The sequence below is a fragment of the Burkholderia sp. Ac-20365 genome, from assembly GCF_017104715.1.
Lineage (GTDB): Bacteria > Pseudomonadota > Gammaproteobacteria > Burkholderiales > Burkholderiaceae > Paraburkholderia.
Map to the genome: position 1 here is coordinate 128346 of NZ_JAAGPI010000026.1, position 10809 is coordinate 139154.

A 10809-nucleotide genomic window follows, 5' to 3' on the forward strand; every position below is an offset into this window, starting at 1 on the left:
CATGCCGCGCCGTCCGCGTCTTCACTCGCACACTGCCCATCACCATGACGTCCCAACTGCATAAAAAAGGCGAAGCCTGGTCGGCTCGCTTCTCCGAGCCGATGTCGGAACTCGTCAAGCGCTACACGTCGTCGGTCTTCTTCGACAAGCGCCTCGCGTTCGTCGATATCGAAGGCTCGCTCGCGCACGCGTCGATGCTGGCCGCGCAAAAGATCATCAGCGCCGACGACCTCGCGGCCATTGAACGCGGCATGGCGCAGATCAAGGGTGAAATCGAACGCGGCGAGTTCGAATGGCAACTCGACCTCGAAGACGTGCACCTGAACATCGAAGCGCGCCTGACCGCGCTGATCGGCGACGCCGGCAAGCGCCTGCACACGGGCCGCTCGCGCAACGACCAGGTCGCGACCGACATCCGCCTGTGGCTGCGCGGCGAGATCGACCGCATCGGCGGTCTGCTGAAAGATCTGCGCGTGGCGCTGCTCGATCTGGCTGACAAGAACGCCGGCACGATCATGCCGGGCTTCACGCACCTGCAGGTCGCGCAGCCCGTCACGTTCGGCCATCATCTGCTCGCCTACGTCGAAATGTTCTCGCGCGACGCCGAGCGCATGCTCGACACCCGCAAGCGTGTGAACCGCCTGCCGCTCGGCGCAGCGGCGCTCGCGGGCACCAGCTATCCGATCGATCGCCACGCGGTGGCGAAGACGCTCGGCTTCGACGGCATCTGCGCGAATTCGCTCGACGCCGTGTCCGACCGCGACTTCGCGATCGAATTCACAGCAGCTTCGGCACTGGTGATGACGCACGTGTCGCGCTTCTCCGAAGAACTCGTACTGTGGATGAGCCCGCGCGTCGGCTTCATCGATATCGCCGACCGCTTCTGCACCGGCTCGTCGATCATGCCGCAGAAGAAGAACCCGGACGTGCCCGAACTCGCGCGCGGCAAGACGGGCCGCGTGAACGGCCATCTGATGGCGCTGCTGACGCTGATGAAAGGCCAGCCGCTCGCGTACAACAAGGACAACCAGGAAGACAAGGAACCGCTGTTCGATACCGTCGATACCGTCGCCGATACGCTGCGCATCTTTGCCGAAATGGTCGCGGGCATCACGGTGAAGGCCGAGAACATGCGCGCGGCTGCGCTCCAAGGCTTCTCGACGGCAACCGATCTCGCCGATTACCTCGTCAAGCGCGGCCTGCCGTTCCGCGACGCGCACGAAGCGGTCGCACACGCGGTGCGCTTCTGCGAACAGCGCGGCTGCGATCTGGCCGATCTCTCGCTCGACGAAATGAAAGCTGAGTTGCCGAACGTCGCTTCGCTGCTCGGCGAAGATGTGTTCGGTTATCTGACGCTCGAGGGCTCGGTGGCAAGCCGCAATCATCCGGGCGGCACGGCGCCGGATCAGGTGCGCGCCGCCATCGCTGCAGCACGCGTTGCCCTTAGCTAAGCCGCTTCGGTCGGACTTCTGAAAGGCGAACTCTCTGACGAGAGTTCGCCTTTTTCTTTTCGCACGAATTGCCTGCAACGCCGGCCTCACGGCGCTGCGCTGCCATGCAGGGACAATTAGCCGCCCCACTCTCTTTCTGCCGCGACGCCTCGTCGGCTACTATCTCGGCAACCGTCCGCTTTATCCGCTCTCCGTCATGATCATCCGTCCGCAACTCCACTGGTTCCGCATGCTGCTCGCGTGGCGCGGTTCCGTGCTGCCCGAACTGCTGCCGCGCCTGTGCCTCATTCTGTTGATCTCGCTGGTCGCGCTCGGCGTGCACGAGCATCTGCTGAAGATCACCGTCAACATGACCACGACGCCGTTCTCGCTGATCGGCATCGCGCTGGCGATCTTTCTCGGCTTTCGCAACAGCGCAAGCTACGACCGCTACTGGGAAGCGCGCAAGCTATGGGGACGGCTGCTGAATGAAACGCGCTCGCTCACGCGCCAGGTGCTGACGATGTCGACGAGCCAGATCGACGTCCACGAAACGCACGCGTTCGTGCAGGCGCTGGCCGCGTTCGGGCACGCGTTGCGGCATCAGTTGCGCGGCACCGATCCGTCGCAGGATCTGTCGAGCCGGCTCGATCCAGCACTCTTCGAACGCGTGATGCACTCGCGCTACCGGCCCGCCACGATCATGCTCTGGCTCGGCGAATGGGTGCAGCGTCAGGCGCGCGACGGCAAGCTCGACGCATGGACCGTGCAGGCCATCGACCGGAATCTGAATGGATTGTCGGATGTGCTCGGCGGCTGCGAGCGCATCGTCTCGACGCCGCTGCCCTTCGCGTATTCGGTGATGATTCACCGCACCGTCTATTTCTTCTGCGCGGCGCTGCCGTTTGGGTTGGTCGAAAGCGTCGGTGTGTTCACGCCGCTGTTTTCGGTGTTCGTCGCGTACACGTTCATGGCGCTCGATGCGATCGCATCGCAGATCGAAGAGCCGTTCGGCACCGACGACAACGACCTCGCGCTGGATGCCCTGTCCGCTTTCATCGAAGACGCGGCGCGCGATCTGCTTGGACAGCCTTCGCTGCAAAAGATGGGCGTGAGAGAAGGACACGTGCTCACCTGATACATGAGCACATCGTGCGCGGTTCACGGGTGCGTCTGCACGACGTGAACCGCACCGTTCACCTGAAGCTTAGTCCGTGCCGTACCTCGGCGAACGCGGACCGTACAACCAGCCATTCGGGCCGCCGCTCGACAGCAGCTTCCTGCTCGTCAGACCGGCCACGTCGTGTGCTTCGTCGGTGAGCGAATGCGCAACCTGCTTGACGGCCGCCTGCACCAGCGCGCCGATCAGCCCAGCATTCACATTGACGTTGCCGCCGAGTTCCTTGCCCGTCGCGCTCGCCGCACCTGACCAGAGCGTATTGCCCGAGCGCAGGTCGACGAGCTTCGCGCTGGCCGTCACCACCGTCGTGCTGTCGATCACCATGTACTTCGAACCGTACTGCGAGATCTTCGTGTACACCGCGGCGTCTGCGCCGAAGATGCTGCGCAGCTTGTCGGGCGCGACGTTCTGGATATCGTTCGCGTTGGTCAGCCCGTTGTGTTTGAACGTCTCTTCCATCTCGACGACAGGCACCACGTAGTAGCCGCCTTCCGCGAGCGGCATCGTCATCTGCGACAACATGCTGTAGCCGGCGCCTATGTCGGTCGTATCGTTGACGGGCGGCAGCACGAGAATCGTGCTCGGCTTGCTGTTGCGAAACGCGGTGTAGTCCATCTGACGCGCGGGTTTCGATACGCACGCCGTGAGCGCCACCAGCACGGACATTGCAGCGATCAGCTTGAGTGAGAGATAGCGTTTCATCATTATTGGAATTTGCTCAACAGGAAGTCCATGTACACGGTCGACTCAGGAAACGACTGCTTCTCGGCGAGCAGCTCCTGTTTTGCCCGCTGATCGTTGCCGACGCTCGCGTACAGCATGCCCAGGTGCGCATGGAAACCCGGCGGCACCGCGGCGCCCTTCGAGGCGATCTGCTGACCGGCCTTTTCGAGTGCATCGATCTGCTGCTGCGGGCTGTTCTTGCCCTTGAAGTACTCGTAGACCTGCGGCTGGTAGCCGTCCCATTGATAGAGCGCCACGCTCTTCGTCGTATTCGCGCACCCCGTGAGCAGCGCGCACGCCGCCGCGACGGGCAAGGCGAGGCCCGTCAGCCATTTTTCTTTTTTCATTGTGGTTCCTCGGAAATCTCTCGTATCGGTATTACTTCGACGCCTGCAACGCGCCCGCGTCGACCTGCTGCACCAGGTGATTGACGGCTTCCTTGATGGCCAGATCGAGCACCTTGCCGTTGAGCGTCGAGTCGTATGACGCCGTGCCGCCAAAGCCGATCACTTCACGATTCGACAGGCTGTATTCGCCCGCGCCCTGGCTCGATGCGACCACTTCTGACGTCGTCGTATCGACGATATTCAGGCTGACCTTCGCATAGGCAATCTGGCTCTTGCCCGAACCAAGAATGCCGAACAGCTGGTGATCGCCGACTTCCTTGCGGCCGAACTCGGTGACGTCGCCGGTAATCACATAGCTTGCGCCCTTGAGCTTCTGGGTCTTCTTTGCTAGCGACGCTTCCTGCGCGATCTCAGCCATGTTGTCGCGCTCGAGCACCGAGAAGCGCCGGCTTTGCTGCAAGGTCGTGACGAGAATGGTCTTCGCCTGGCTGCCGACGACGTCGATGCCGTTGGAGAAGATGCCGCGCATGTAGCTCGACCGGTTGTCGAACTTGCCGACGGAAACGGCGACCGGCTTGCCCGCATACGGGACTTGTGCGCTGCTGACTTCCGGCGTCGGCAGCGCGCGCGACGCTTCCGTCGCGCATCCGCTCAGTGCCGCGCTAACGACCGCGGCGACGAGCAGTGTGATGGTTGTAGTTGGTTTCAAAGTACTGATCCCGCTCAAAGTATGACTTGGATTCCCAGTGCCTGCGGGACGGGCATGCAGCAATCGCACGTCACGCGCGCGCTCTGGTAATACCTTGTAACGGCAATCACCGATGCAACTTGAGGACTATGTGGGATCGGGCGGCGACGGCTTGCGCGTTGTCAACGCGCGCAAGCAAACACGCATGCATTGCGCATACGCGTAAAAAGATAAGTTATCCGGAGTAACCAGTACGTAGCGAAGCGCGTGAAGGCACCGCTATCGGCAAGCGGCGCGCTTAATCGTTGCCGGCCGTATCGCCCATGCGTTTGAGTTGCGCGACACGCGCGCCGATGATATCGATCTGCGAGCGCGCGTCCATCAGCGGTACGGTCGCATCGCGGTAAGCCGTCCACGCGCGTTGCGCGCGCGAGAGCAGCGGACGCGCGTGCGAAGGCAGCTTCGCATGCAGACGCCGGTAATAGCGATTGAGGTCGAACGTCGCGTGTTCGCATTGCGCGTCGAACGAGCAGGCACGCGGGCGTTTCTTCGGATCCTGCTTGCCCGATTCGGCTGCTGCCGTACGCAGCGCGAGCGCGCGATCGCGCACCGGCTGCAATAGCATGTCCGCGCCCGCGAGCTGATACGACGTGCCACGCGTCGTTGCCAGTATGGCGCCGAGCAGCTTGCCGTCGGCCTCCCGCCAGACCTTCCAGCGTTTCTGGCTCTCTTCCCACTTCTTGCGCTGCGCGTCGGGGGCTTTCGACAACAACTGCTGCAACGACTGATCCATCGACGTCTGCCACGCGAGCCGCGCGGCGTCCATGCACTGCACCTGCCCGACCGTCGACGACATGTCCGCGCGCGCGAGACACGTGCGCATCGATGCGTCGATGGGATCGGCCGCCGCGACTTCGGCGTGTGCCGCGCCAGGCGCGGCCAGCCACACGGCGAGCAACGCCGCGCCCGCGACAGCGCGGGCACGACGCCACGACGGCAAGCGCAATACCGTCTTCATGATCAGGAATCGCGCACGCAATCGACGAAATACTCGATGCGTCCGTTGATGGTTTCGCCGACCAGCCCGTGGATATCCGTATGGAAGCCCGGGAAGCGTTCGTTGAACTCACGCGCGAAACGCAGATAGTTGACGATGGTGCGGTTAAAGCGCTCGCCCGGAATCAGCAGCGGAATGCCCGGCGGATACGGCGTCAGCAGGATCGACGTGACGCGGCCTTCCAGTTCGTCGATAGGCACGCGGTCGATCTCGCGATGCGCGAGCTTCGCGAACGCGTCGGACGGCTTCATCGCCGGTTCCATGCTCGACAGGTACATCTCCGTCGTCAGGCGCGCGATGTCGTTTGCACGGTAGACGCTGTGGATCTGTTCGCACAGATCGCGCAGGCCGATGCGTTCGTACGCCGGATGCTGCGCGACGAACTCGGGCAGCACGCGCCACAGCGGCTGGTTGTTGTCGTAGTCGTCCTTGAACTGCTGGAGTTCGGTGACCATCGAGTTCCAGCGGCCCTTCGTGATGCCGATCGTGAACATGATGAAGAACGAGTACAGCCCCGTCTTCTCGACGATGATGCCGTGCTCCGCCAGATACTTCGTGACGATGGCAGCGGGAATGCCCGTCTCGCCGAATTCGCCGTCCACGTCGAGCCCCGGCGTGATGATCGTCGCCTTGATCGGGTCGAGCATGTTGAAGCCGTCCGCGAGCGGGCCGAAGCCGTGCCAGCGGTCGTTCGGACGCAGCATCCAGTCGTCGCGCGAGCCGATGCCCTCTTCCGCCAGTTCTTCCGGGCCCCAGACCTTGAAGAACCAGTCGTCGCCGTATTCGGCGTCGACCTTGCGCATCGCGCGGCGGAAATCCAGCGCTTCGGCAATCGATTCCTCGACGAGCGCCGTGCCGCCCGGCGGCTCCATCATCGCCGCGGCCACGTCGCACGATGCGATGATCGCGTATTGCGGCGACGTCGACGTGTGCATCAGATACGCCTCGTTGAAACGATGGCGGTCGAACGTGCTGTTCTCGCTGTCCTGCACGAGAATCTGCGATGCCTGCGAGATGCCCGCGAGCAGCTTGTGCGTCGAGTGCGTCGCGAACACCAGCGCGCCCGTGCGCGGACGGCCCGCGCCGATCGCGTGCATGTCCTGATAGAAGTCGTGGAACTCGGCGTGCGGCAGCCACGCTTCGTCGAAGTGCAGCGTGTCGAGCAGATCGCCGAGCAGATCCTTGATCATTTCGACGTTGTAGATCACGCCGTCGTACGTGCTCTGCGTGATGGTCAGAATGCGCGGCTTGACCTTCGGGTTCTTTGCCAGCGCTTCACGCGCGAACGGATTCGCTTCGATCTTCTTGCGGATGTTTTCCGGCTTGAATTCATCACGCGGAATCGGGCCGATGATGCCGAAGTGATTGCGCGTCGGCGTGAGGAACACGGGGATCGCGTGCGTCATCGTGATCGCGTGCAGGATCGACTTGTGGCAGTTGCGGTCCACCAGCACGATGTCGCCCGGTGCAACCGTCGCGTGCCAGACGATCTTGTTCGACGTCGACGTGCCGTTGGTCACGAAGAACAGGTGATCCGCGCTGAAGATGCGCGCCGCGTTGCGCTCGGAAGCGGCAACGGGGCCGGTGTGATCGAGCAGCTGGCCGAGTTCGTCGACGGCGTTGCAGACGTCCGCGCGCAGCATGTTCTCGCCGAAGAACTGGTGGAACATCTGACCAAGCGGGTTCTTCAGGAACGCGACGCCGCCCGAGTGGCCCGGGCAGTGCCACGAGTACGAGCCTTCGTCCGCGTACTGCACCAGTTCCTTGAAGAACGGCGGCGCGAGCGAATCCAGGTACACCTTCGCCTCGCGGATGATGTGGCGCGCGACGAACTCCGGCGTGTCCTCGAACATGTGGATGAAGCCGTGCAGTTCGCGCAGGATGTCGTTGGGCAGGTGGCGCGAGGTGCGTGTTTCGCCGTACAGGAAAATCGGGATGTCCGCGTTGCGCTTGCGCACGGCTTCGACGAACGCACGCAGATCGAGGATCGCGGGCGCGACGTCGGGCGTTTCGCCGTCGCCGTTCTCGACGTAGGGCAGCAGTTCGTCGTCGTCGATCGACAGGATGAAGCACGACGCGCGGCTCGACTGCTGCGCGAACGAGGTCAGATCGCCATAGCTCGTGAGACCCAGCACTTCCGCGCCTTCTTTCTCGATGGCCTCGGCAAGCGCCCGGATGCCGGAACCTGAAATGTTCTCGGAGCGGAAATCTTCGTCAATGATGACGACGGGGAAACGAAACTTCATGGGGCGATTCTCCAAAAAGAACGACCGCTGCTCAATGTTGCGCAGCGGTCACCCGGATACCTGGTGATTCAATGCGCGCTTAACGTTACGTCTTCGGCAACGTCACGCCATGCTGTCCTTGATATTTGCCGCCGCGATCCGCGTACGACACGTCGCAAATCTCGTCGCTTTCAAAGAACAGCACCTGCGCAACGCCTTCGTTCGCGTAGATTTTCGCAGGCAAAGGTGTCGTATTTGAGAATTCGAGCGTAACGTGCCCTTCCCATTCCGGCTCGAACGGCGTCACGTTGACGATGATGCCGCAGCGCGCATACGTCGATTTGCCCAGACACACCGTCAGCACGCTGCGCGGAATGCGGAAGTATTCGACCGTGCGCGCGAGCGCGAACGAGTTCGGCGGGATGATGCAGACGTCGCCCTTGAAATCGACAAACGATTTCTCGTCAAAGTTCTTCGGATCGACGATCGTCGAATTGATGTTCGTGAAGATCTTGAATTCGTCGGCGCAGCGGATGTCGTAACCGTAGCTCGACGTGCCGTAGCTGACGATCTTGCGACCGTCTTCCGTCGCGCGCACCTGGCCTGGCGCGAACGGCTCGATCATCTTGTGCTCTGCGGCCATACGCCGGATCCACTTGTCGGATTTGATGCTCATAGGTGAACGCTGCTGACGGGGGTGAAATCGGGCCGGCTGACGCTTGCGCGCGGCTTGTGCGACGCATGCCGCCGGACGAAAGGCGCTTATTTTACGCGAACCGGGCCCGCGTGCCCGATGCGGGATGAATCGCCTGTGCAGATACGCAAATGACACGGCGCATACCGGCCTTCACGGCTCGCGGTAATGCAAAACAGATGAATGCGGGAGTGAAGCGGAAACGGGCTGTTGGCGCACGGCGCAAACGATTGGCAAACGGGAAAGAAGCAGGACTGCGGACAGCAGGAAAGCCGGCTTACTGGCGGATCAGTCCGCAAGCGAGCGCGGGACCGGCGCCATGTTGCGGATAGGCGTAGGGATCGGAGGCTTCGCGATGCAGCAGCACGGCGCGCTGCAACACGGAGCGCACGCCGTCGAGCGACACATCCGGCGCGACGATGAAACCCGCCGCCACGCCCGCCGCATCCGCGTGAATATTGCCGAGATCGCCTTCGACGCGCGTGCCCGACTTCAGGCGCTCCGCAGCAGGCGCGAACACGGCGCCCGCACCCGAGCCGTCAGCGGAATTGCAGTCGCCGCGCTCGTGAACCTGCAGTGCGTGATCGCTGTTGGGCGGCAAGCCCGTCAGGTTGTACGTGACCTGCACGCCATCCGAACGCTCGATGAACGTCACCATGCCGCGCGCCTGGTTGCCCAGTGTCGGCAGCAGTTGCGCGTCAGCGCGCTTCTCCTGTGGCTTCAGAAAGCCCATGCACCCCGACAGCAGGGCGCTGGCCGCAGCCAGGACGACGATGGTCTTGATCGCCTCGCCGCCGATTCGTTTTCTCATGCGATCCTCTTGTCGAGCCGGCCGTCCCCGCGACCGCGTTGCCGGACCTGATGAAGCCGACATGATACCGCGAGCGGGGCCGCATTCGGCCCCCTTTCTCCCCGCTCCTGAAGCGTTGTTCGGTTCCGCGCAGCCCTTATGTGTTCTGGACGACGATGGTCGGAAATTTCGAGCTCATGTCGCGCGAGCGCTCGGCGATGTGGATCGCCACCTTGCGCGCAATCGAACGATAGATCTCGGCGATCCGGCCGTCCGGATCCGCGACGACCGTCGGCGTGCCGGAATCGGCCTGCTCCCGGATCGCGATATCCAGCGGCAGGCTGCCGAGCACCTCGACGCCATACTCCTTCGACATCCGCTCTGCCCCGCCCGTGCCGAAGATATGCTCTTCGTGGCCGCAGTTCGAGCAGATATGCAGGCCCATGTTCTCGACGATGCCGAGAATCGGAATGCCCACTTTTTCGAACATTTTCAGGCCCTTCTTCGCGTCGAGCAGCGCGATGTCCTGCGGCGTCGTCACGATCACGGCGCCCGTCACAGGCACGCGCTGCGACAGCGTCAGCTGGATGTCGCCCGTTCCCGGCGGCATGTCGACGATCAGATAGTCGAGATCTTTCCAGTTCGTCTGCCGCAGCAGCTGTTCGAGCGCCGACGTGGCCATCGGGCCGCGCCACACCATCGGGTTGTCCTGCTCGATCAGAAAACCGATCGAGTTCGCCTGCACGCCGTGGCCTGTCATGGGGTGCATCGACTGGCCGTCGGGCGACTCGGGACGGCCTTCGATGCCGAGCATCATCGGCAACGACGGGCCGTAGATGTCGGCGTCCAGAATGCCGACGGAAGCGCCCTCGCTCGCGAGTGCCAGCGCCAGGTTCACCGCCGTCGTGCTCTTGCCGACGCCGCCCTTGCCCGACGCCACAGCGACGATATTCTTCACGTTCGGCAACAGTTTGACGCCGCGTTGAACGGTGTGCGCGGCGATGTCCTGCGACACCTGCACGCGGACTTCGCCGACACCGGGGACCTCCCGCAACGCCTGCTCGACCAGCGCGCGGATCGCGTCGAACTGACGCCTGGCCGGATAGCCGAGTACCGCGTCGACGCCGACCGTGGCACCATCGACGCTGACGTTCCTGAAGTTCTTCGCTGCCGCGAAGGGCTTTTGGGTGTTAGGGTCGGTGAGGGCCGCGAGGGCCGCGTCTACCATAGCCCGATCGATGCTCATTGAGTCTCCGTGGGAACGCTCGGCGCGGTGCGCGATCGAAGTCAGCGCCACGCGTCTGAAATATTGAAAGAAATTGTTAGGCGGCATTGCCTAAAACCCATCTCATAGGCACGCTTGCCGCGCAAGTTTTGCAATAGGGCCGAATCGCCGCCTGCCTAGTCGTCATTGTAGTGGCTGACGCCGGGGCCTGCCGGAAGACCCTTTCCGGCTGTCGGCGCGCTACGCGAGCCCATGCATCTGTCGACCGTTTATTTGAAGAGAGGATCCAGGAATGAATGCAAAAATCATGACCCGTCTGTCGGCATTGGCTGTCGTCGGTGCGCTGCTCGGCGGCTGCGCGACCCAGCAAGGCACGGACACGGCCGTCGGCACCGGCGTCGGTGCGGGCACGGGCGCCGCCCTCGGCGCGATCTTCGGCGGCGGCAAGGG

General features: G+C 63.0%; 10 protein-coding genes. 2 read left to right on the forward strand and 8 right to left on the reverse strand.

Annotated features, from left to right (window positions below):
- Positions 1-44 precede the first annotated feature (44 nt).
- Together argH and G3O01_RS31880 are read left to right on the forward strand one after the other, a co-directional pair.
- Positions 45-1451, forward strand: coding sequence for an argininosuccinate lyase (gene argH, locus G3O01_RS31875; protein WP_205810960.1), 1407 nt, complete (start codon positions 45-47; stop codon positions 1449-1451).
- A 196-nt stretch (positions 1452-1647) separates the two neighbouring features.
- A complete protein-coding gene (locus G3O01_RS31880; RefSeq protein WP_205810961.1) occupies positions 1648-2568 on the forward strand; it encodes a bestrophin family ion channel in 921 nt (306 codons plus the stop codon).
- Between the two features lie 69 nt (positions 2569-2637).
- On the opposite strand, the gene G3O01_RS31885 is transcribed toward G3O01_RS31880, so the two are convergent.
- From G3O01_RS31885 to apbC, 8 genes are all read right to left on the reverse strand, one after another.
- Positions 2638-3312 (reverse strand): DUF799 domain-containing protein, encoded by a 675-nt coding sequence (locus G3O01_RS31885; RefSeq protein ID WP_205810977.1) that lies wholly within the window; start codon positions 3310-3312, stop codon positions 2638-2640.
- 2 nt (positions 3313-3314) lie between these two features.
- A complete protein-coding gene (locus tag G3O01_RS31890) occupies positions 3315-3680 on the reverse strand; it encodes a DUF4810 domain-containing protein (RefSeq protein ID WP_205810962.1) in 366 nt (121 codons plus the stop codon).
- Positions 3681-3711: 31 nt separating this feature from the next.
- Entirely contained in the window at positions 3712-4389 is a 678-nt protein-coding gene (locus tag G3O01_RS31895) for a CsgG/HfaB family protein (protein WP_205810963.1), read from the reverse strand.
- 277 nt (positions 4390-4666) lie between these two features.
- A complete protein-coding gene (locus tag G3O01_RS31900) occupies positions 4667-5389 on the reverse strand; it encodes a lysozyme inhibitor LprI family protein (RefSeq protein WP_346779233.1) in 723 nt (240 codons plus the stop codon).
- Positions 5389-7671 carry an arginine/lysine/ornithine decarboxylase gene (locus G3O01_RS31905; protein WP_205810965.1) on the reverse strand — a complete coding sequence of 761 codons (2283 nt, stop codon included), beginning with the start codon at positions 7669-7671 and terminating at the stop codon, positions 5389-5391. Before G3O01_RS31905 ends, G3O01_RS31900 begins: the two co-directional genes overlap by 1 nt.
- 85 nt (positions 7672-7756) lie before the next feature.
- Positions 7757-8326, reverse strand: a complete 570-nt coding sequence (dcd, locus tag G3O01_RS31910; protein ID WP_036003461.1) for a dCTP deaminase — start codon at positions 8324-8326, stop codon at positions 7757-7759.
- Positions 8327-8621: 295 nt separating this feature from the next.
- A complete protein-coding gene (locus G3O01_RS31915; RefSeq protein WP_205810966.1) occupies positions 8622-9155 on the reverse strand; it encodes a superoxide dismutase family protein in 534 nt (177 codons plus the stop codon).
- Between the two features lie 136 nt (positions 9156-9291).
- On the reverse strand, positions 9292-10380 hold the full coding sequence (gene apbC, locus G3O01_RS31920) for an iron-sulfur cluster carrier protein ApbC (protein WP_205810967.1): 1089 nt from the start codon (positions 10378-10380) through the stop codon (positions 9292-9294).
- Positions 10381-10809: the final 429 nt, after the last annotated feature.